Source organism: uncultured Anaerobiospirillum sp., assembly GCF_902485895.1.
In the GTDB taxonomy this organism is placed as follows: Bacteria; Pseudomonadota; Gammaproteobacteria; order Enterobacterales; family Succinivibrionaceae; genus Anaerobiospirillum; species Anaerobiospirillum succiniciproducens.
In genome coordinates this window covers 37,403-60,277 of sequence record NZ_CABTML010000109.1, presented here as the reverse complement: position 1 = coordinate 60,277, position 22,875 = coordinate 37,403, and the positions used below count along the sequence as shown (strand labels likewise).

14 protein-coding genes are annotated in these 22,875 nt (G+C 43.6%); 7 read left to right on the top strand and 7 right to left on the bottom strand.

All coding sequences use genetic code 11. The features are described from left to right. The first annotated feature begins 118 nt into the window (after window positions 1-118). Window positions 119-1,840: a DUF4910 domain-containing protein gene (locus RDO37_RS09340; RefSeq protein WP_308498891.1), complete on the top strand. Its 1,722-nt coding sequence runs from the start codon at window positions 119-121 to the stop codon at window positions 1,838-1,840. Between the two features lie 438 nt (window positions 1,841-2,278). Here RDO37_RS09340 and phoA read toward each other — a convergent pair whose 3' ends face one another. Next, window positions 2,279-3,730: an alkaline phosphatase gene (phoA, locus tag RDO37_RS09335; RefSeq protein WP_308498890.1), complete on the bottom strand. Its 1,452-nt coding sequence runs from the start codon at window positions 3,728-3,730 to the stop codon at window positions 2,279-2,281. A 788-nt stretch (window positions 3,731-4,518) separates the two neighbouring features. Beyond that, a complete protein-coding gene (locus RDO37_RS09330; RefSeq protein WP_308498889.1) occupies window positions 4,519-5,925 on the bottom strand; it encodes an ammonium transporter in 1,407 nt (468 codons plus the stop codon). A gap of 1,389 nt (window positions 5,926-7,314) precedes the next feature. On the opposite strand from RDO37_RS09330, the gene RDO37_RS09325 reads away from it, so the two are divergent. Beyond that, complete coding sequence (locus RDO37_RS09325; RefSeq protein WP_308498888.1) at window positions 7,315-8,034, top strand: hypothetical protein; 720 nt, start codon at window positions 7,315-7,317, stop codon at window positions 8,032-8,034. A gap of 77 nt (window positions 8,035-8,111) precedes the next feature. Here RDO37_RS09325 and RDO37_RS09320 read toward each other — a convergent pair whose 3' ends face one another. Beyond that, window positions 8,112-8,591, bottom strand: coding sequence for a DUF412 family protein (locus RDO37_RS09320; RefSeq protein ID WP_308498887.1), 480 nt, complete (start codon window positions 8,589-8,591; stop codon window positions 8,112-8,114). A gap of 818 nt (window positions 8,592-9,409) precedes the next feature. Between RDO37_RS09320 and pta the strand changes: the two genes are divergently transcribed. Together pta and RDO37_RS09310 are read left to right on the top strand one after the other, a co-directional pair. After that, window positions 9,410-11,434: a phosphate acetyltransferase gene (pta, locus tag RDO37_RS09315; protein ID WP_273324563.1), complete on the top strand. Its 2,025-nt coding sequence runs from the start codon at window positions 9,410-9,412 to the stop codon at window positions 11,432-11,434. An 889-nt stretch (window positions 11,435-12,323) separates the two neighbouring features. Further along, window positions 12,324-13,196: an NAD-dependent epimerase/dehydratase family protein gene (locus RDO37_RS09310; protein WP_308498886.1), complete on the top strand. Its 873-nt coding sequence runs from the start codon at window positions 12,324-12,326 to the stop codon at window positions 13,194-13,196. A gap of 328 nt (window positions 13,197-13,524) precedes the next feature. Here RDO37_RS09310 and RDO37_RS09305 read toward each other — a convergent pair whose 3' ends face one another. Next, window positions 13,525-14,835: an SDR family oxidoreductase gene (locus tag RDO37_RS09305; RefSeq protein WP_308498885.1), complete on the bottom strand. Its 1,311-nt coding sequence runs from the start codon at window positions 14,833-14,835 to the stop codon at window positions 13,525-13,527. Between the two features lie 818 nt (window positions 14,836-15,653). Here RDO37_RS09305 and RDO37_RS09300 point away from each other — a divergent pair. The 3 genes from RDO37_RS09300 (at window position 15,654) to RDO37_RS09290 (ending at window position 18,360) form a co-directional block, all read left to right on the top strand. Next, on the top strand, window positions 15,654-15,962 hold the full coding sequence (locus tag RDO37_RS09300; RefSeq protein WP_308498884.1) for a hypothetical protein: 309 nt from the start codon (window positions 15,654-15,656) through the stop codon (window positions 15,960-15,962). Window positions 15,963-16,064: 102 nt separating this feature from the next. Continuing rightward, on the top strand, window positions 16,065-17,681 hold the full coding sequence (locus RDO37_RS09295) for a threonine/serine exporter family protein (RefSeq protein WP_308498883.1): 1,617 nt from the start codon (window positions 16,065-16,067) through the stop codon (window positions 17,679-17,681). 178 nt (window positions 17,682-17,859) lie between these two features. Further along, on the top strand, window positions 17,860-18,360 hold the full coding sequence (locus RDO37_RS09290; protein ID WP_308498882.1) for a threonine/serine exporter family protein: 501 nt from the start codon (window positions 17,860-17,862) through the stop codon (window positions 18,358-18,360). 89 nt (window positions 18,361-18,449) lie between these two features. Here the strand turns inward: RDO37_RS09290 and RDO37_RS09285 are convergent, their stop codons facing one another. The 3 genes from RDO37_RS09285 to hpt all read right to left on the bottom strand — a co-directional run bounded on the left by RDO37_RS09285 (window position 18,450) and on the right by hpt (window position 22,193). Further along, a complete protein-coding gene (locus tag RDO37_RS09285) occupies window positions 18,450-19,280 on the bottom strand; it encodes a formyltransferase family protein (protein WP_308498881.1) in 831 nt (276 codons plus the stop codon). A 233-nt stretch (window positions 19,281-19,513) separates the two neighbouring features. Continuing rightward, window positions 19,514-21,658 (bottom strand): S16 family serine protease, encoded by a 2,145-nt coding sequence (locus RDO37_RS09280; RefSeq protein ID WP_308498880.1) that lies wholly within the window; start codon window positions 21,656-21,658, stop codon window positions 19,514-19,516. After that, a complete protein-coding gene (hpt, locus tag RDO37_RS09275; RefSeq protein WP_027938762.1) occupies window positions 21,645-22,193 on the bottom strand; it encodes a hypoxanthine phosphoribosyltransferase in 549 nt (182 codons plus the stop codon). The genes RDO37_RS09280 and hpt overlap by 14 nt, the downstream gene beginning before the upstream one ends. Window positions 22,194-22,875 lie beyond the last annotated feature (682 nt).

Genomic DNA, 22,875 nt, shown 5'->3' with positions numbered 1-22,875 from the left:
GCAGCTCCAAGCTGTCTAGTGATTGCAGTATAAAGCTGCCTAGTCTTTGCAGCTCCAAGCTGTCTAGTGTTTGCAGCATCAAGCTGCCTAGTGCTTAGCAACACGGGGGATTGAGTACATGGAATTAAGTGCAACTGAACTTAACTTACAAGAGCTCTATGATGAGCTATTTCCTATCTGTAGATCGATTACTGGTCCAGGCTACGAAAAGTCACTGCAGATTCTACAGCGCTATATCCCTCTGAATATTGAGTCCTTTGATACAGGCACTCGTGTATTTGACTGGACGGTTCCATCAGAGTGGAAGTTTATGAGTGCCACTTTAAAAGACCCTGATGGCAATGTCATTATTGATGCTGAGAAAAACAGCCTGCATATACTCAATTTCTCGGAGCCTTTTACTGGTCAGGTAAGCTTAGAGGAGCTCAAAGAGCACATTGTTTACGATGAGAACTTGCCTGATGCTATTCCTTACCGCACAGCCTACTACACCTCACGCTGGGGCTTTTGCATGTCTTACAATCAGTTTAAGCAACTGAAAGATGGCATGTATGAAGTTGATATTCAAACCAAGAAAAGAAAGCGTGGCTCGCTTAAGGTTGGCGTGTGTGAGCTCAAAGGTGAAAGCTCTCGCGTCGTATTAATCTCAGCACCTTTATGCCATCCAAGCATGCTCAACAATGAGCTCTCTGGCCCACTAGCTTTAGTGTGTCTGTATCACTTGATTAAGGCCATGCCACAGCGTCGTTTTACTTATCGCTTTGTCCTTAATCCTGAAACTATTGGCTCAATTTCATATCTGTCTGATCATCATCAGGATCTTAAAAAGCGTCTTGAATATGGCATGGTGCTCACTTGCCTTGCCGCCCCACGTACAAAAGGTGCGCCAAAGGATGAAATCAAGACCATCTCAATTGAGGAGCCAAATTCCTTATGGATGGAAGATGAAGAGCAGCTAGCCTTCCACGAGAAGCTGCTTAAAGACTTTAAAGACAGCTTCAACCACAACTTCCTTGAGTTGCCAATCTCCTTCAAGCTCTCTCGTCAAAGCTACATGGATGCTTTAGAGTTTGACTTTAGCAAGGAACAAGATAATCACATCAAGGGTTATAGAGAGGGTGGCTACTTTAAAAAGAGCTTGTCTTTAGATACCTCTTGCTACAAAGAGCTTACCGATACTACGCTCAACGACTCCACTCGTATTGAGATGTACAAAACCCACTTAGCTTACTTTGATCGTGCAGTTAATCCAAACCATCTGCTTGGTTACCATATCTACAGCGATCCTGCTAAGAATGCGTTTAAGTGCAAGTACACGATTGATAATCGTCTGAGAAATATTGCCTTTGCAGAACCTGAGCGCTACTCACTGCGTACTTTCTGCCCAACGACTGGCTCGGATGAAAGACAGTACTGCAGTCCAGTGCTCAACTTGCCTTGCGTACAGGCTTGTCGTACTCAATATGCAATCTACGACTCTTATCACTCATCGCTTGATAATCAAGATCAGTTCTCTCTTTGCAGTATCATCGATAGTGCCATCAAGCTATATGAGGTGATTCGTTACTATGAGATCGCTGACTTAAAGCCATCCGTGCTGCTCCCAGGTGAACCACAGCTTGGCTATCATGGTCTCTATCCAAACAACAATGATCCAGCCAACCTCGTGAAAAAAGGTTTAGCCTCAGATCAGCTCATCTTAACCATGTATCTAATCAGCTTATCTTCAGGAACCTACACGACCAAGCAGATCATGACCTTCTTGAAGACCTCGCCACTGCGCATCTCTAGGCTCATCTACAAGCTCAGAGATAAAGGCATCATCGAGCTCGTCAAATAGACTCAACCCCTCTTTTATCCATGGGCAGCTGCGCCATCGCGCGTAGCTGTGCCATCGTGTGCAGCTGAGCCATCGCACGTATATATGCCATCGTGGGCTGCTACGCCATACTGTGTAGCTGCGTTATCGTGGGCGATGCGTTATCGTGGCCGACTGCTCATGCCATCAAACTCAAAGTTCCATATCTTATAGCGTCAACAGCTCTTGTAGTGCATGCTGAATTCCCCTCTGCCCTGACCCATTCTCAATTTTATACGTCGAACAGTACAACCGCTTTCTCATGGGTTATGGCGTCATCACGGAGCTAGATATGGTGCTTTTGCTGTAACGCATAGCAAAAAGGCCCCAAGATTTCTCAAGGAGCCTTAGCTTTTAGGACAAAAGTATTAGTGGAGCTATTTTGTACTGTACTATGTCCTTACTCTTCTACTTAGGTTATTACTTAAGCTGAAGGGCATTACGGATGGTAAAAAATAAATCGGTCTGGTCGGTTAAGCCAGTTACATTTAAAGCAGCTGGGCCGTATGCAGCAACGCGCAGCTGAGCACCGGTGTGACCAGTATCATCAACATCCTCAGAGTTGCCGTAAGTAATGGACATGGTGGTGCCATCAGCAGTTACCACAGCCTGTGAGAAGCCAGGAGCCTTAGTATCTGGGTAAACAATCTGAGTGGAGTGTGAGTGGTCAGCAGTTACGATAACTAAGGTGTTGCCGTCCTTCTTAGCAAAGTCCATAGCTACCTTTACAGCCTCGTCTAAGTCCATGGTCTCACCAAACTGGCCGCATGGGTTAGATGCGTGAGCCTGCTTATCGATAGATGCACCTTCAACCTGTAAGAAGAAGCCATTCTCGTTCTTGGATAAGAGCTCGATGGCCTTAGAGGTCATGTCAGCTAATACTGGAACTTGTGCACCACGCTCAGCGTTAACTTCGCACTTAACGGCTGGCTTGTTAAGGTTGCCATGCAGTGATGCCTGTGGGCCCTTTAAGCGAATTGGCATGTTGCCCTCAGCAAAGAGGCCTAACAGAGGCTGCTTTTGGTCTGCAATGTTAACGTTCTTGAGATCATCTAAGTTATCAACAAACTTGAAGCCGCGCTTTTGTGCCTGCTCAAGTAAGGTCATGCCCTTGTAATCACCAGCCTTAGCTGCCTCACGGAAGGATGCTGCACCGCCGCCTAAAACCACATCAGGACGCAGAGCTAAAATCTGCTCGCTGATAGAACCTGGGCCGCCGTTCTCAAGAGCGTTAGCAGGGCAAAGCTTGGTTACTGAATTAGGGCCATAGCACTTTCTGTGAACTACGTGAGCAATCTGAGCTGCAGGAGTAGCATCCTGGATTTCAGAAGTTGAAACAACACCAGTAGCTAAACCTTTAGCCTTGGCCATTTCAACTAAGGTCTGATGTGGCTGACCGTATACGTCAACGCCGATAGCGCCGTTGTAAGACTTAACACCAGTTGACCAGGCAGTTGCAGAAGCAGCTGAGTCAGTTACGTAGTCTGGCTTCTGAGTGTTCTTTGATAAAGAGTAATGAGTGTACTGGCCAGTAAATGGCAGAGCGTCGATACCCTCGAAGTAGCCGCCAGCACCCTTAGCAAAGTTACGAGCTGCAGTGATTTCTGAATCACCCATGCCGTCGCCAATGAGTAAGATTACGTTTTTGGCATGCTGAACCTTAGCTAAAGCTAATGCCTGCTCGTAAAGTTCTACCTGATTGTCATGAATACGACGAGCCCCTGCAAACTGAGTGATATCACCCTGAGCTGAGCGAACATACAGTGCGCTGTCATCAATCTTGCTCTGAGTTGAGTTACAAGCTGATACAGTTGCACAAGCTACAGCGATGGTCACAGCTTTGGCTAATAATGAGCAGTCGAACATTAACATGTAATTTTCCTTTAGTACTATCCCAAATTCACCGATGCCACTGAGCAATTAAAAGCTTGTAGATGCCTACTTATTTTTTTTGCTTACCTGTTAAGTAGCCTATGCTTTGTTGTTTTTGCCAATGAGTAATTTAATGATCTCTTCTTGGCGCTCCATACCGCTTTAGACTCCATATGTTTGTCTGATTTGGTATTGCTTAGTGATAAAGGTGGACAGATAAGCAGCCTACTTGACGCCGTTTTATTTTCTTGAGCTTTCCCATACGGTGTTGCTGCTTAATCTGACGCTTTGCATGATAGAGGGCCTTTGTTAAGGCTGTTACGTACGATCGTAAATCTAAAGTTAAACTTTCAAGATCTTTGTTAAGAAACCCACACTATACTTAACACCGCCATCAAAACCCGATAAATAAGAGAAAAGATCCCACAACAACCATCATTGCAACTTACAAAAAATCGCCGATCGTAAGTCCTGCACTCTCCCCATAAAAATTAAAAAACTCAATTGCAACTTACTTTGCCTGTTAGTTACTAGCGCAAAAGCTGCATTTGAGCCACTTAACAAACAACATGACTATCTAACACAGGGCAAACAAATACCAAGAGCAACAGCTATGGCACTGATGACTACTCTTAGAATCAAAGGCTATGTAGTTCCAAAAAGTTTTAAACTTTTAAGTAATGTCAAACTTGTGATAAAAAAGCCTTTTAGGCTTAGCCAAAAATTAAAAGCCTCTTAGATTTCTCTATGAGGCTTTTACTATTTGGTGAATAAATGTTAGCTATTTGTTAGTGGTTATAGCCACGCTCACCATGGAAGGTCAAATCAAGTCCAGTGCGCTCATCATCATGAGATACATGAAGGGAGCCAAATAATTTTCCAGCAATACCAAAGGCTAGCACTGATATTACGCCTGACCAAATAATAGTAATGATGACACTGCCTATTTGACCTAAAGTTTGGCTGACCATGCCATCATGGCTACCCTTAAAGCCTGTGCCGCCAAGGTCTGGAGAGCAAAAGATACCTGTAAGAATAGCGCCTACAATTGCTCCTAAGCCGTGAATACCAAATACATCCAAGCTGTCATCTACTCTAGTAAGCTTCTTAAAACCACGTACACCCCATAAGCATACTAAAGTAGATATTGCACCAATAATTACTGAAGCTAAAGGACTTACAAAAGCACAAGCTGGAGTAATGGCTACTAAGCCTGCAAGTACGCCTGAGCTTGAGCCTAATGATGATGAATGACCACTAATAAATTTTTCGCTTACAGACCAGACTAAAGCGCCAGCGGCTGGGGCTAACACTGTATTAATAAAAGCTAGTGCACTTACACCATCGGCACTAAGTTCAGAACCTGCGTTAAATCCAAACCAACCTACCCATAAGAGAGCACAGCCAGTATAAGTAAATGGTAGAGAGTGAGGGGTGATAGCGACGCGATTGAGATCAATGCGAGGGCCTGTCATAAAGGCGGCAACAATACCTGCAACAGCAGCATTAATATGTACTACGGTACCACCAGCAAAATCCCAAGCCTCAAACCAATATTCTATTAGGCCATTACCCCATACCATATGAGCAAGAGGGATATAGGAGAAGAGGGCCCATAAAGAAATGCCCATTACTAATGCGCCAAATTTAATACGCTCAGCTGTAGCTCCAACAATTAGACAAGCTGAGATAGCGCAAAAAGCTCCTTGGAAAACAACAAAGTTGTACTCAGATAAGGTTCCTGATAATGAATCAGGAGAAATATTGCTAAGAAAAAGTTTGTCGCTACTACCTATAATTAGGCTAAACCACGAGCTAGCATCGCCCGTACTGCCAAAGGCCCAAGTATATCCGACTATGAACCATAGTAAAAAGCAGATACCGAAAACAACCATACACTGTTGCAATATAGACAGTACGTTTTTGCTTCTTACCAATCCACCATAGAAAAGTGCGATTCCTGGCACTGACATTAAAATTACTAAAATAGCGCAGGTAACTACAAAAGCATTATCTGCTATAGAAGGCTCACTTTTAGTTTCAGCCTCATTACTTGGGGGATATTGCTCTGTAGTAGTGTTAATGTCTGTAGTACTACTAGAAACTGCAATATCCCCAGATAAATGCTCGGCTAAGGAACCTTGACAAAAAAGCATGCTTACAAAAAGCATGACTACAATAAAGAAACTTCGCATGATAATTGCCCTTTTTCAAGTTTGTGTACATCTGTATTTTTTGATGTAAGCATGACTTTTGGCAATTAATTAAAATCATTTGCCCAATAATCTAGCGCGATTTTATGGATTTGCATGTAAATCAAGCACGTTTTGCTGCATTGCTATGCAAATTTGGATCTGGCGCACAAAATTGGCAATAAGATATATGTAAGTTCCCCGAGTTTAGCAGTTAGGCCTTAAAAAACGAGACAGAGGCCGATAAACAAGGCATTCTATCCCGTCAATTAGTCTACGATAATGTAAATAACCCCATTAGATGTATATGGAGTCTGCTTCTGTGAGAGTGAACTTAGTTGGCTGACACGCAGAAAGTTTTGTTTTGGATACTACAGATGGAAGACGATATAGACCTACCATTGTTTGACATATGTAGATGTATACACATACATGGGCCTTAGCCAAAGGTTGCTCTTCATAATCCTAATGCACCCTTAAATGCGATTAAGCTAGCCATACAGCGCAGCAACTTTATCAGCACTTATTTGATTGGCTAAATCACAATCTTCTGGCGACGAAAATACTATTCAGGTATAGCCTGCAATCGCTCTTTTCTTCTTGGCATACTCTTGATTAACACTTGTAACTCGCGACCATCACTGTTGTCTTTTGGGTAGTGTCCAGTCTTTTGTAGTTGCATAATCGGCATAGCCACCTTTTCTAAGACTAATCTTCTCTTTATCTTTTAACTTTTGCTCAACCATTCTCACAGCTTGATCGATAAGAGTGTCATCGAGGCTTGCTAAGCTAGCTCATGGTTCAAAGCGCTCGATGGACTTTTATAAAGGTATGCTAGCGCATGTTCAGATTGGCATGCTTGAGCATGTGCCCTGACACTTTTTTGTGTAGTGGTGCTTATTTTCTCGCTAGCTGAGCTTTAATTTTTGGTAGTAGTTAATGTTTCAAGTTAATGAGCGCTTATTTAGCTTGGTTCGCTACAAACTGAGCTTAAGATAAGACCTAGATAACATTACTGAAAAAGGGCCGCCAGTTTAGATGCATTTTTGCAAGATTTGGCTTATAGTTTTGCGCAAACTTATATACAACACGTGCGCAAGATGTTGCTTATGTCTAAAAACGGACATAATAAACACTATTTGGTTAAAAACACTGTCATACTAGTTAACAAGTATTAGCGATCTAAGCGTGCAAGCTTATAATCATGAGCTACTACTGCGTTTTAACTGTAGCTGTTACAGTTGGCTAGTTAACAAACAATTGGCGCTAGCTAAAGATTTTTTTGCACCTGTTGTATGTTTTCTGCAAAAACTGCCGTTACTTAGATCAAATGCAATGCCTTTTGAGTGTTGAAAAGCATTCTTGATCGAGTTTGACAGAAAAGAGAATTTTATGAACCCATTAAGCTTTATCAAATCTGGTCTGCGCCCTTTTAGATCCGCAGCTACTATTGCGTGCATCATGGCTGCAGCTTCATTAGTGAGCCTCTCCTCAACTGCTCAGGCAAACACCGAAGTTGAATGGGCAAAAGAAAACTTCAAAGGCGAACAAGACGCTATCATCAAGTGCGAAACTGGCTCCATGGCAGAGTGCAACTTCTTAGCTCAACAATACTTAGAGCGTAAGGAGTTCCAGCACGCCGCTAAGTACTTAACCAAGATCTGCTACTCCGATGATCCTGCTGCTTTAAAGACCTGTACAGCTGTAGCAACCTTGTTCACTGACAGCACTTACAACCTCAACGACTATGCTCGTGGTACTCAGATTGCTGATTACTTATGTGAAAAGGGTGACGCTTACGGCTGCTTACTCTTATCTAATCTCTACTTCTTAGGCGAGCATGTAGATCAGGACTTAGTTAAGGCTGGTGAGTATGGTCAGAAAGCTTGCAACCTTAAAGACCCAACTGGCTGCCGTCAGCTTGCTGTAATTACTTTCTCTGAGGCTTATGTGCTTAAGGACATCAAGATCGCTAAGCTTTCTTTTGAATACCATAAGCGTGCTTGTGACCTTGGTAATCAAGACTCATGTGATGATGTTGCTGACTACGACCTCAAGATTAAGCAGTTTGAAAGCTTCGTCGAGCAGGAAGCTAAGAAGAACGCTCCATAAGCTTATTTTCGTTTAGCTATGACAAAAAGGCCTCTATGTGTAGAGGCCTTTTTGTTTTTGATAGCTCTAAACTTTGCTTAGAGCTCGTTTAAAAATTCTTTATCCTCAAGATTCTTAATGCCGTCATTGATGATACTGATAAGATCAAACATCACCGGATCTGATTTAGGCTCACGGCCTAGCTTGGAGCAAACATTACGATAGAACAAAGTTTGGCGCTTGTTTAGTTGTTTATCAGCCTGATAGCCAAACCAAATAATGCCGTGGATGGGTAAATAGATGAGGATGGGAATGATGATAATCAGGCTAGTTACTGCCATATAGAAAGTCATCGATCCAGCCTGTGGAGCGGTAAAGAGTCGATAGAGGCCATGAAAGCCGCCACAGATGTAATAAATCCAAAAGACGAGCAGCGCAACTGCAGGTGGCACAAACTTCTTAGAGGTAGCGAGCATGGCTTTTACGCGCATCTCTGGAAAAATAGCCATCAATATCGGCTCATCAGGCCATGCGTTCATATAATCATTACCGCGTTTAATTACCTGAATCAACGACATGCGCCATCTCCTTGAACATTTATCTTTAGCCACAACTTTCTTTGAGTGCGGTATTTTAACAGCTCAAGCTCTATTGTGACCTAATTTAGTTAGACCAAACTTTGCAACTAGCCCATCTACGCCAACTGTAAACAAATATTTTCCACCGTTGAATAAGATATTCTTATAAATACTTGCTATAACTTAGTGCAATCTCACCCATCAAACTCTTTTAACACGGGCTTTGCGTACAAAAAGACCGACTACTATACAGCCTCGAATCTTTTGTAAAGAGACTTAATAAAGTCATTGTAATAATTGTCCGTGCATTTCGTACCAAGCTTGGATCCATGGTATTGCGTGGGACTATCCCAAGGCTGCGGGCTTTGTGAGCACGCCTTTTAAAAAACGGCAACATGCAGCGCACAAAGATTTTACTTGAGGCTTAGTTGCCTTTAGCGCAACTAACCTTGTTAGTATCTAAGGTAGACATCTTTACCATCTAAGCTAATAACTGTTGTGGCTTAATATGGCCTAAAGCCAATTTTTTGAGCAAAAGCAAAGCACTCTTACATCATTTGCGCTATCCTTTATAGAATCAACTTGCATCTGTCAGTTTAATTGGGCTCTTTTATGAGTGCTTAATGAGTTAATCTTAAAAGTTAACAGCCCTGATAGATGATGCTAATGTGCTCAAGGACTAAGACTTGTGCCAAAGTGCCTTATGTAAGTCATCTCAAGCCTTACATAAGGCTCTTTAATGCAGCCTGCAAGTACGTGGATCTGTTATAACCTCTCTTGCGTTCTTAGTTTGGCACCTAAATAATTTGGAGATTGATGTGTCACGTTCATTAATGCTTTTACCAACCGGCAAAGCTGACGGTTTATTTGTTGCTGCTAACGGTCTTGTTAAGGCTTTACAGGATAAGGGTGCCAAGGCTACCGTCTTCCGTCCATTTGACGTTTGCAAGAACGCCAAGGGTGCATGCAGCTGCAGCACTTACTCAATGTCAAAGTGCGAAGCTGTTAAGTACATCGCCAATGGCCAGAAGAGCGAGCTCATCGAGGCTGTTTTAGCTAACTACAACCGTCTGTTAAAGGACACTGGTGCTGATGTTGTAGTTGTTGAGGGTGTTGTTGCTGATCGTTTTGACCAGAACGAGATCAACGCTGCTATCTGCCTTGCTTTAGATGCTGACCTGATTCCTGTATCCATCGGTGCCTGCAAGAAGGCTCACTCCATGGTACGCATCGCTATGGGTTACTTCGGTGATTCAGGCAAGGATCGCGTAGTTGGCGGTATCTTATTAAACGAAGACGCTCCACGTGACGCTACTGGCCGCAAGAAGCTCGTATTAGCTGGCAAGAGCGAGTGTGGCTGCAACTCTTCATGCGGTTGCTCCGCTCCTAAGGCTCCAGAGGCTGGTGCTTCTTGCTCAGCTGAGGGCAAGTGCCCAGTTACCATGCTGGCTAACATCCCATACAACTGCAAGAACTACGCTTTACGCGCTTCTGACTTAGCTTCCTTCTTAGAGGGTGCTTTAGTTGGCGACGAGAACGTACGTGTTTGCGGCGTATCTTTTGATGCTGCTTCTGCTCAAGAGCACGAGGTATTAATCACCGCTACCGTTCCTGCTTCAACCAATGCTGCAGTTGTTGTACTGTGTGATGGCGTTGAGGGTCAGGCAGGCAAGGCTACTATCTGCACCAAGTCCTCAGTATGGGCTGTAGCAGAGACCTTCTCCATGCTTCCAGCTGTTATCTACTCAGACGACTGCGAGCGTGCTCAGTTATCAGGCGAGTTTGCTGCTCAATTCTTCAATGGCGAGTTAGTTGCTTCCTTAGCTAAGGTATGTGCAAAAGAGTTCCCACTCATGAGCCCAGCAGCTTTCCGTTACAAGCTCACCGAGCTTGCTCGTGCTGCTAACAAGCGCATTGCTCTTCCTGAGGGTGATGAGCCACGTACTGTATGTGCAGCTGCTCGTGTTGCTGCTGCTAAGATTGCAGTACCAGTTCTCTACGGTAAGAAGGACGCTATCTTAGCTGTTGCTAAGGAGCAGGGTGTTTCTCTTGACGAGGGCGTTGAGTTCATCGATCCAGAGGATATCCGCGAGAAGTATGTTCCACGTTTAGTTGAGCTGCGTAAGTCCAAGGGCTTAACTGAAGAAGACGCTCGTGCACTTCTCCAGGACAACGTATTCTTAGCCACCATGATGCTTGAGGCTAATGAGGTTCACGGCTTAGTATCTGGCGCTGTTCACACCACCGCTAATACCATCCGTCCAGCTCTTCAGGTTATCAAGACCGCTCCAGGTGCTTCTTTAGTATCCGCTATCTTCTTCATGCTCATGAAGGAGCAGGTATACGTATTTGGTGACTGCGCCTTAAACCTCAACCCAGATGCAGATCAGCTCGCTCAGATCGCTATTCAGTCTGCTGATACCGCTAAGGCATTCGGCATCGATCCACGCGTTGCTATGATCACTTACTCAACTGGCAAGTCAGGTAAGGGTCCAGATGTTGACCTCATGACCGAGGCTACCAAGAAGGCTCAGGAATTACGTCCAGACCTCGTAATCGACGGCCCACTCCAGTACGACGCATCTGTAATGCCTGACGTTGCAGCTCAGAAGGCTCCAGGTTCTAAGGTTGCTGGTAAGGCTACCGTATTCATCTTCCCAAGCCTCTCCACTGGTAACACTGTTTACAAGGCTGTACAGCGTTCAGCTGACGTTGTTGCTATCGGTCCTATGCTGCAGGGCCTCAACAAGCCTGTAAACGACCTCTCCCGTGGTGCTTTAGTTGATGACATCGTTTACACCGTTGCCATCACCGCTATCCAGGCTGGTCAGCAGGACAAGTAATTCATAGTTACACCATAAGTAACTAAACTAGGCCTAAGTTGAAAAACACAACTTTAGGCCTCAAAGGGCATCGCTGAGCAATCAACGATGCCCTTTTCATTTGTACTGCATGCAATTACCTGCAAGTGCCAAAACGCACGGCCTTTGCAAGTGCATGTGCCGTTTTAAAAAGCTTTGTCCTTGTGCATGCAAGTGCTCAAACGCTGCCTTTGCAAGCGCATGAGATGTGCTAAAGCTAAATTCTTGTGATGCAAGTGCGAAACGATTCTATGTGTCTAACGCATAATACTTTTGTAGCTGCATGCTTTTGATCCACGGTAAATGCAGCTATCCTATGTCCAATATCCTGCTATGGACAATACTAGTGCAGAGTTGCACCTGTCTTTGTAAAGCTATCTTCACAATCAGTTGTACGTGCCGATACGCCGAATAGCAAGTTAGTAGAGTGCAACTTTTTTGATAAAAAACCAACCAATCGCATTTACATCGCATTTTCCGTGGTAACGTTTGCACTTATGTGATAATTCGTATCACTTGTAAAGCCTTTTTGTGCTCTTTTTATCGGTGTTCAAATGTGCATCACACAAATGAGCGTTTGTCACGCTAAATGAGTATAAGCTGTGGATTTTTCGCTCAATTTTTGTTCAATGCGCGGCAATGCTCACAAAGCCATAACAAACCTAGCGTGACATGGAACACATTAAAAGAGCGTGCGCTATAATGCAAAACACCTTTTGTGAGCAGTGGTATCACTGCTAAACGGCACTCTAGGCACATACATGTATATTTGCTTGTCTTTGACTGCGATTTTGTGTTTAGAGCCTTTTATGTGTGGTCTATGATGTACCTTAGCAACGTTGTGCGTAGCTTGTGATAGTTGGAGGAAAAAATGCACGTAGTTATCGCAGGTGGATCTGGCTTCGTCGGCGGATACTTTGCCAAAATGCTGATTGAACAGCGTCACCAGGTTACTGTGCTTACTCATTCCGATATCGCAGTGATCAACGCTCGTCTTGAGAAACACCACGGTCTGTCAGGTAAAGTCAATCTCATCTCTTACGATGATTACAACGGCGAAGGCGATGTATTGTTCAACTTTGCAGGCGAGAGCTTTGGTGCAAAGGCAATTACCACCCGTCGTCTTAACCTGCTCTTATCTAGCCGTTTAGACATCATCAATAAGTTTAAATCCCTCATCACCCTGCCGCCAATCTATGTACAGGCAAGTGCTGTGGCTATTTATGATGACAAGGGCAATGGTGAGATCGACGAGAACAGCCCAACTAATGGCGACAACGAGATTGCTGAGCTTACTCGTAAGTTAGAAGCTGCAGCTCAAGAATTAAATGAGCGCTTCAACTTCAAGCACTTCTATATTGCACGCTTTGGTATCGTGCTCCACCGCAATGGTGGCTTTATTAAGAAGTCAGCTTTCACCCCTCCATTTACCATTTTACATGCCGAGAACAAGGTTCCATTCATTGAGCTGCACGACACTCTCAATGCCTTAATGCTGATGACTGAAGGTACTTTACCATCAGGCCCAGTTAACCTCGTTTCTCCTCAGAGCGCTACTTTAAAAGAGCTTTTAGCTTGCTGTTTCAAGCACTCCAAGCTGCCACCAATCCCAATCATGACTGGTTTCTTAAAGCTTGGTGATCGCCGTATGATTCTGTTGAAGGCAGATCAAGACGTTAAGCCAAATGTGCTCTTACAACACGGCTTTAAGTTCTATACTCCAGACATCTCAAAGGTCGATTAGAACTACAGCTAACAGCTACAGAAAACTAAAGCAGCTCCACGTAACACTGGGGCTGTTTTTGTCTTTGCCTCATGCAGATACGAAAAAGCCCATCACAATGGATGGGCCTAATCATGATTGCTAAAGTAGCTCTCACATGCGAGCTACTAGAATTTGTTAGCAAGCAATTGAGCGCTTGCTAAATGCAGTGCTTGTTAACAAGCAATTAAATGAGGGCCTGCGAGCTACGCTTTGCATGCTAGCGAGCAACTTGGTGCGTACTAGCGATCTACGCTTTGCATGCTAGCGAGCAACGTAGAGCGAGCCTGTGAGAGCTACTCTTTGCTTGTTAACGAGCGCAGATGCCGCCATCTACGAGGTAATGGGAGCCGGTGGTGAAGGTGCCCTTCTCGGTTAAGAAGTAGACTACCTCTGCAACCTCATCGGAGGTACCACAGCGGCCAGATAAGAATAGCTGTCCCTCTTCAGCCCATGCTTCCTCAGATGAGATACCTACCTTATCAGCATAGCGCTTAATTGCAGCCTCTGACAGAGGAGTGCGGATGGTACCTGGGCACACAGCATTCACACGAATACCCATTGGAGCTAAGTCCACGGCTAAAGAGCGAGTAATTTGACCTAAAGCGCCTTTAGTGAGTCCATAACCAAAGTTATTGCTCTTGCCGATGAAGAACTGATCTGAGCAGTTAATTACGATGGAGCCTTTGTCTGCATCCTTTAGGAAAGGTAAGGTCTCTTGAATAGTAATTATGGTGCCTTTGATGTTGGTATTCATCATGAGATCAAGCTCGTTATCGGTGATGTTCATGATGGTATTGGAGCGGTGAATACCAGCATTGGCAAAGAGAGCGTCAATACGGCCAAAGAAAGTAGCAGCACCGCTAATCCAAGTGTTTACCTCGGTGCGATCTTTAACATCTACTTTAGATAAGTAGAAAGTAGCATCAGCATAGCCTAAAGATCTAATCTCTTTTTGTAGAGCAACACAGGCTTTCTCTTCAATATCGCAAAAAGCCACGCGCCAGCCTTCAGCAAGAAACTTAAGCACGGTGGCACGACCGATACCTGCAGCCGCACCTGTAATGGCAATTACCTTGCTCTTATCGCCATTAGCCCTGTGAGAGACTTGCTTAGAAGTAGCATCGATAGCATGAGACTCTGCTGCATGTACATGAGCATCATCCTCGATCTCTAATAAGTCATCATCAATATCTGAATCATACTCAGATGCTTTAGCTTTTTTGACATACTTACGGGCTGCCTGACGTACCGCTTCTTTTTGGGCCAAGATACGCTTTGGAGTAGACTCAATTGGCTTTTGAGGAGAAGAGCGGGTACCAAACTCAAAATAAACCGCACCGTCTGTATCCTTGCAACGAGTTACAGTGACAAAACGCATCTCTGGATGCTCGTCTAAGTAAGCCTCTGTAAACTCAATTAGACCGAATGGCTCGGAGTTATTGATGATACCAATACGAGCGGTCTTTACTGTATAGCCATTGCTACCATCAGTCTTACGTATATTGTTGTACAGGGATACACCATAAACCTTTTTAGTTGGTGATTCCTTATACGGAGTGATTACAAAACGGATGTTCTTAAACTCACCCCAAGTAGCCTTAAACTTAGCCATATCCATGGTTAGAAAATCTCCATTGGTCTAACACTGTGATTCTAGCAAAGACAAAGCTCGATAGCATCACTAAGCATCTTTTCTTGGGTTACATGCCACATATAAGACCGCAATAACTGTTAAAAGCCATCAGACTAACGCAGTTTCCTCAAGGTACTAATCACTTACATAAGTATATGATGTCAGTGCCTTATGTAAATTTTTAAGCACATGTGCGCATATTTTTCTGATAAATGGCATAAATACGCCATTTTATAGAATTGATTGCATCTAACATATGCAAGTTTTGTCAAGCAATCAATGTTGCATGCGCTAAGTTGCACTAAGCTAACAAGAATTGCAATCCACTCTACAAAAAACGCAAAGAGCATAAGTGTAAGCAATGTGCATTTGATGAGTTTGTGCACTACATTTTGCTGGTTTTGCGTACGGCTCGTTGGCTTATTTATCTTGTAGACGGGGGAGCACTATGCAATTGTGCGCTTGAAAAGCGCTTACTAGGTTAAAAATGATGAAAATTGCCCACTCAAATTGCTGCTTGCAAGAAATAGCAAAGAGTTGATCTTGCATCGTCGTTGTGCCAAAAAGATTTTTCGACCTGCATTTTAAAGTGATCCACTTCACACAAAGCGGCATATTCACGCCATTTAAAGTGATTTATTTTGATGCAGATCACTTACCAATTTCGATATGTATGTTTGACGGTGTGCATAGCTAGGATAAAAATAGGCTACGTAAACAGTTTTACACAACGTTCTTACTCAACAGTTAAGCGCTTAAACCAAGAGACGAACAAAACTTTTGATCATGCTTTAGAGGCAGATATGTTCACTATCTACAATCGCAACACTGTCAAAACACAACCTAACAAAGACCACCCATCTCACCTTAACTTTTCTTCAGGTGAAGCCTACGAAGATGCTTTAGCACGCCTCAATCATGCTGATGCTCAGGCTTTAGAAGAGCAAAGCTTTGAAGAGGAAAAGGCTGACAGTCTTTTCAAGAGCAGCGCTACTGGCTACAGCAGCATTGACTCACTCGATAGCAACTTCTGCTCACGCATCAAGGATGGTAGTGAGGTTAAGACCAATCCAAAGCGTCACCACATAATCCGACTAATTAAGCGCAAGTAGTGTTTACTTGCCTTTACTTTGCCTGAGCCATCCAAAATCACGATGGCTCATATTGACATAGATTGTAAGACTTAATTTTCTCTTGCTAAATTAGGAGATATCATGCCTGAAGCAGTCTTGGACGATGAACTGCTAGAGCATAAGCATCATGGCTCAAAGCAATTACATAATGTTAGTCATGGCTCATTTAAGCCCTCTCATTACGCTTCTAACGAACAGCCAAGTCCATGTAATGATGAGCAGCAGATGCATATCCAACATCATAATGTAAAAGGCATTCTAGGCCGCATTCATGACATCGGCTCCAAGGCAATTTTCCCTGAGCCACTTGAAAGTGTTATCCCTCACGTAGCACGTGCAGGCCATAAGAGCGACAGCTCACACAAGCACCATTGCATTGAGCACTACAACACTACAGACTCCGTTCACATTGATCTGCAATCACATCTAGGCGAGTGTCACAACCTCTTAAACAGAGCAAACTTTAGTAACGACCACGACCAAAGCATACTGCACCCACATGCAAGCATGGCGTACAAATCAGAAACTATAGATTGCGTGAACAGCTATGCCGATGCTTTAGCTAACGGCTATAGAAATGACCATAGCGTCTTTACTAATAACGCATCTGCTGTAAGTAATGAAAACAATATCGCCCACAACTCGGCTACAAGCAATGACAACGGTAGCTGCAATAACTCTGCTATAAGCAATGACAACGGTAGCTGCAATAACTCTGCTATAAGCAATGACAATACAAGCGGCCACAACTCAGTAACTAAGCAAGGTGAAGCTTATACTCAAGCTTCGCACGCTTTATCTGCAGCTAGCAAGAGCAAATCATCAGCTCATGTTCTCAAGGATGCTAACGGCGTGCACTTAGATAGTGTTGAAGACGAGGCTCTCTTTGCTGATACTTATGTCACTCCAGGATCAGATAATGAAGATTTAGCCCTGAAAGCCAAGCTCTTATCCACATTAGGCTGGCGTATGGCTTCAGTGGGAGCTGAAACTCGACTTATTGTGCAGTCAGTAAAGAAGATGTCTCATGATCTGGGCTGTCGCAATATCGATTTATCTATCTCACGTGATGGCATCATGGTCAAGTTACGCCGTGGCAGTAACATTGCTGTTGATTTTAAAGAGATCAAGCACTTTGCCATCAACATGGATTCGCTTTGTCGGCTCCATCAGATTTGCTTGCGTGTTTCCAATGGCTCACTTAGCGATCCTCACCAGATCTTCTTAGCTATTCGTGCAGTAAGACCACGTCATTATCAACACAAGCAACTCATCTTTATTGAGGCAATTGCTGGAGGTTGCTTTGCCTACCTCAATGGCGGCAATGCAGCCGTTTGCTTAGGAGCTTTAATTGGCTGTTTGTTCTTAATGTATTACCGCTTCTTGTTTATTAGACGAGGCTTCTTTGAATCCTTTACCTTCATGCTATGTGCATGTATTGGATCATCCATAGCCGCTTTATGTTGCCACTACCTCTTTAATGGCACTCAAAGCAATGTAATGCTTGCAGCAACCGCCTCAACCTTACTCTTAGTACCAGGCTTCCCGCTCATAAATGGCTTTTTGGACATTTTTAAAGGCCATGTACCAATTGGTCTAAACCGTATCGTGATTGCTTTGGTATTGATAGTGTCAGCTGCAGTCGGCTTATTAATGACCTCATTTATCTACTCAAGCGTAACCGCTATATTCGGCTAGTACTATCTATCGATCCTAAGGCCTAAGCTGCACTGTCAATGAGCTCATACTAAATGCGCCCCGTATTCACAATGCAGTAGCTCTTTTTCAAGGCTAGCTAATGGAACTAGCCGCTTGGACGCACAGATTAACTTTTACAAATCCTATGCCCAAAGGCATGGGATCAGGACAGACTCAAATGGATTTGCACCTCATGCTCACTAACGAGCAATGGCTCACCGTAATGTACCATGCACTAGCTGCAGCTGTGATTGGACCTGCCTTTGCTATGCTCTTTACTGTTCCAGGACGCTATCTAACTTTAATCGCTCTTGTTTCCGCTTTAAGTCGCGGATCACGTGACATGCTTGTGATGATGAATGTTGAAGTGATCCCTGCTACTTTCATTGCCTGTAGCATCTGCTCTTTGATCTTTATTTACTTTGGCCCACGATTAAAAGTACCACGCCCTATTTTCACTGTACCTTGCATTATCTCCATGATTCCTGGAGTAGATGCATTCAACGCCTTAGTTGCACTGATGAACGTAGCTGAGCCAGAAAGCACTGCCGTTTTAAATGATCAAATCTTAGTACTCTTCCACAGCGGCATGCGTAGCATCGGCATTATCTTCTCTATTGCCATTGGCCTTGCTATTCCACCACTGTTCTTCTACAAGTACCGCCACGTTAAGCTTTAATCTTACAGAGAGTAAACAAGGTAGTCAGAACATGGCTGCTACAAATGGCTTCCGCATAAGAGCAGCCATGATCACTTAGCAGGTAAAAATCAGTCTTTGTACTCTATAGTTTCACTAATACCATCTACTGTCTTGATAGTAAGTATGTTTTCTTTAAATTTCCATTTTAAGAAAGCATGCTTCTTACCATCAATCTCAATCTCAGGGGCTTTCACCTGATTCATCTTGGCTGCATACATAGCTCTTAAAAAGCGCGATGCCGTTGCTTGATCCCAGGTTCGGTCAAAAACACCATTGTTTGGATGATCTTTTAGTGCATGGTAACCATGCAACTCATCGTCAACCGTGCGTGTTAATGTTGCCCTCTTGCCATGCACTAAGTTTTCAATGGCCTCACTCAAAGATTGCAAAGCAAGACTGTTGATTTGAGCTGAGAGAGTAATGGAGTCTAAATCAGGTGCAACCTCAACAGAGCGTTGTACAAGAACAGCCCCAGTATCGATGCCACGATCAACGATATGCCAGCTCATACCAGCCTCACTATCGCCAGCCCAAACAGCCCATACCGTAGCCATGACACCACGATGCCACGGGAGCAGAGCATTGTGATAGTTGATGATGGTGTTGTTATCGACAGTCTCATCTTTAAAGATGTACAGATTGTAGGCGCTAATGATAAGAGCGTCTTTTACACCCTTTAAAGCGGCTTCAATCCCATCATCCTTACTCTTTTGAGTCGTACTAACAACCTTAACTACTTTTAAGTCTGCAGATGCGTTAAAACACTCGTTAAAGCGCTCATAAAACTTAGAAAGCATGGGCTCAATACCCACAAAGTATATGCAGCTAAAAGACTTAAGCTTTGCCATAACCTGATCGTCGGTACAAACTTTCTGATTATCATTGACTGTTGTATTCATCAAAAATCCTTAGATCAGCTTAGTTCTACAGCCATCGATTATAGCATTTGCAGTCAACAAAACTGTGCTAAGTTTGCCGCGCTGCCTTGATAGAGAGGAGAAGTGCTAAAACAATAAAAGGCAGGGTAGATTGTAGATATAAGCATGTTAACAAGGCTGCATCTGCAGCCTTTTTATAAATGTATGGTAAGAGGCTTATTTTGCAGCCTTGTTATAAATGAATGGTGGGAGGCTTATTTTGCAGCCTTGTCATCCTTGTCGTCTTTGCTATCTGACTTACCAGTGAGCTTAGCGAAGACGTCTTTGACCTTCTCGGTTAACTCTTCGTACCAAGTTTGCTCTTGGGCACCAGCAATTACATTATTGAGGCGCTCGCTAATGCGATAGCAAACAGTGTTCTCGGTCTCTGCGTCACCCCAGTCAACAGTAGTAAGCATCTTTACAGCTTCGGTTACATGAGACACAGTAAAGATATGGAACTTACCTTCAGCCACAGCTTTCACAACAGCAGGACGCAATACCAGCTGATTGACGCATGAGCTTGGGATAATAACGCCCTGCTCTCCAGTTAAACCATGGAGACGGCAGACGCGATAGAAGCCCTCAATCTTCTCATTTACGCCACCAACAGCTTGCACATCACCAAACTGATCTACAGCACCAGTTACCGCTAAGCCCTGGCGAATTGGCAGACCTGCAAGTACAGAGATCACCGCACACAGGCCAGTTAAGCTAGCTGAATCGCCATCAACCTCACTGTAGCTTTGCTCAAATACTAGGCTTGCTGATACTGGCAGAGGCTGCTCTGAACCAAACTCTTTGGTGAGGAAGCCGTTAATGATCATCATGGCCTTAGCGTGGATTTGACCAGCAAGCTCGGCCTTACGCTCAATATCAATAACGTCGCCTTCACCACCTGCTCTTAAAGTAGCAGTGATACGTACTGGCTCGCCATACTCATATGAAGTGCCTAAGGTCTCAATCACGGACAGGCCATTGATTTGACCAACTACTGCACCTTGAGTTGAGATCAAGAGCTGACGATCACGGTGTTCACGCAATACCGACTCAGCTAAGAAGTTGTTTCTAAAGTCTAAAGCTGCAATAGCCTTTAACACATGGTAACGACTTACAAATGAGCATGAGACATGATCTTGTGAATCTGCAGCGTTTTCTTTAGCTTCTGGACACTGATCATCTTTTAAGTTGCGCAGAGCAAAACGATTTGCCTCATAAATGAGACTCTTTAAAGAAAGTTCAGTTAAGCCTAAATAACGTCGATCGCCGCTAATACGGCAGCTATAAGCTGCAAGTAGCGCTAAAGCATCGCGTGAAAACGGCAAGAGATCAGAGCCTGATCTATCATTAAGACGGTAGTGGTTAATCAGACCGCCAAGGGTATGTAAAGCACCCACTACTGGGAACTCTAATACGACGTCAGTATGAATGGCACTATCGAGAGTTGACCACAGTAAGCTTAGCTGTGCTACATCAGTAGCATCGCCAACTAAGATGAGCTTTAAGGCATCATTTTCAGCTAAGCAAGCGTCAATCATTCCAAGCCACTTGCTATGCTCAATTAAATGCACACATGGCATGATGATGACGTTGTAGTTTGCTTTGCCCTGAGAACAAGCAGCCTTATCAGCGTAATCAGATGATTTAGCATCACCCTCGTGGCTGTCATCTTGTCCAGATGCGGCAGCTAAAGTGCCAGCCTCAAACAGACCATCTTGGCAAACTGAGGTAAGAGAAGTTAAAGCTACCTTGTGATCGTCTTTGCCCAGCTCTTTAGAGTCTTTATTTTGCTCAGAGGTCTCTTCCTCAACTACTGCTGCAGTAACCTGCTTAGTAGTAAATAAACCTTCATCGCAAATACGAGTCACACGATTGCTCTTACGAGCTTGACCAGCGAGCTTAACACTAGCACCGCTTGCTGACATCAGACAGTAGTTAGCGGTTAAAATGCCATCCTCTTTGTCATTGCCAAAGAGCTCAAACTTAGTCGGAGCATAAGCGATCACGGCCTCAATGCCTGAGACCTCTTTGACCATGTCATAGGCAGTAGCTAAAGGATCGATCAAACGACCAGTGCACATGACCAGCATGCGCTCACGCTTGAGCGCAAACAAACTGCGCATGGCATTTTTTGCACGCAGCTGTAAAGATGCAAAAGAACGAGGAGCAATCTTGTCAGATAACTGATCGCCCTCAGTAAGCTTTGCATCGCCTTTTGGTAAAGCACTATTTGAGCTGTCTAAATCATGATATAACTGCTCTGGAAAAGCAGGATATAAATCGCTGCTTTCAAGCATAGTTACGCCTTTGATCTCTTCAGACATGCTGCCGTCTTTAAGCTTGAACTTAATTGCCTTCAAGAACAACCTCGTAAATTCCATCGAGCTGTCTATAACGCTCAGCTAAATCAAGACCGTAGCCTACGATAAAGCCTTGCTCAAGCTCATATGCATAGTAATCAACATTAATATCGATCTCACGACGCTCGTGCTTATCGATACATACTGCAATCTTAACACTAGCAGCGCCGAGCTCATACATATGAGCCACGATCTCTTTCATGGTTAAACCAGTATCTACCACGTCTTCGATTAACAGTACGTCTTTACCTTTAACATCCTGTTCAACATCTTTGATGAATTTAACTACACCTGAAGAACCAGTGCCTGAACCATATGAAGATGCACGTAAAGTATCGATGGTCATATCCATGTTGTCGATCTGACGAATCAGATCAGAGAAAAATGGAATAGCGCCTTTTAAGATGCATACAGCACAGAGCTTCTTGTCCTTGTAGTCAGCACTAATCTGTTTGCCCATCTCAACTACACGCTCATGTAGTTGCTCCTTGGTATACAGAGGGATAAGTTCTTTAACTTTTAATTCGCTTGACATAGAAGCCGCTCCAGTTGTGCAAAGACGTACGTTAGAACAGTGAAGTATGTACTTTAGCTTTGATGATACTTGCTAAGGTAATTCAACTACAGCATACGTGATTGTTAATGTGAGCCATGGCAGTTACTTACTTGATAAAGCATTAGATAATGCCTAGCTAACCGCCCATCACAAATTATGAGAAATTTGATCGATTATAGCTAACCTACAAGTTAAAGTCATCAGTAAAAAGGCGTATAAGCGCCGTGCTGTCTACCTTTTTGAGAACATAATACTCACGGTTAAGCCAATTTAAGCACCCAAAAGATACTCAACACAATTTACAAAGTAACCATCATTTAACCACACGGCCTTTCATTAGATGTATAAACAATTTAAAACTAGTGACAAATAGGCTGTCGCCCCAAAAAAACAATTCACTTACTTCTTTAGCGACCAGTGCAGCCCATGCCTCTACAAAGTAATCAAAGGCTCAACCTCATGCTACTTACATGAAATGCTCTTACGTTAAGATCATTGCGATCATATGAATGAGCATACTGCTGCAAAAGATCACAGCATATAAACACGTCTTTAGTTGCTCATATTTTTGTTTGTACACAATGATTATTGCTTTCATAAGACTATACTAAGTATTCTAAGGTATAGTCTATTTGAGGACTAAGCAGTGAAGATAGTCTTA

Excerpts from the sequence above, each read along its gene's own strand:
- RDO37_RS09340 (WP_308498891.1), top strand. The coding sequence starts at position 119 with ATGGAATTAAGTGCAACTGAACTTAACTTACAAGAGCTCTATGATGAG.
- phoA (WP_308498890.1), bottom strand. The coding sequence starts at position 3,730 with ATGTTAATGTTCGACTGCTCATTATTAGCCAAAGCTGTGACCATCGCT.
- RDO37_RS09330 (WP_308498889.1), bottom strand. The coding sequence starts at position 5,925 with ATGCGAAGTTTCTTTATTGTAGTCATGCTTTTTGTAAGCATGCTTTTT.
- RDO37_RS09325 (WP_308498888.1), top strand. The coding sequence starts at position 7,315 with ATGAACCCATTAAGCTTTATCAAATCTGGTCTGCGCCCTTTTAGATCC.
- RDO37_RS09320 (WP_308498887.1), bottom strand. The coding sequence starts at position 8,591 with ATGTCGTTGATTCAGGTAATTAAACGCGGTAATGATTATATGAACGCA.
- RDO37_RS09310 (WP_308498886.1), top strand. The coding sequence starts at position 12,324 with ATGCACGTAGTTATCGCAGGTGGATCTGGCTTCGTCGGCGGATACTTT.
- RDO37_RS09305 (WP_308498885.1), bottom strand. The coding sequence starts at position 14,835 with ATGGATATGGCTAAGTTTAAGGCTACTTGGGGTGAGTTTAAGAACATC.
- RDO37_RS09300 (WP_308498884.1), top strand. The coding sequence starts at position 15,654 with ATGTTCACTATCTACAATCGCAACACTGTCAAAACACAACCTAACAAA.
- RDO37_RS09295 (WP_308498883.1), top strand. The coding sequence starts at position 16,065 with ATGCCTGAAGCAGTCTTGGACGATGAACTGCTAGAGCATAAGCATCAT.
- RDO37_RS09290 (WP_308498882.1), top strand. The coding sequence starts at position 17,860 with ATGGATTTGCACCTCATGCTCACTAACGAGCAATGGCTCACCGTAATG.
- RDO37_RS09285 (WP_308498881.1), bottom strand. The coding sequence starts at position 19,280 with ATGAATACAACAGTCAATGATAATCAGAAAGTTTGTACCGACGATCAG.
- hpt (WP_027938762.1), bottom strand. The coding sequence starts at position 22,193 with ATGTCAAGCGAATTAAAAGTTAAAGAACTTATCCCTCTGTATACCAAG.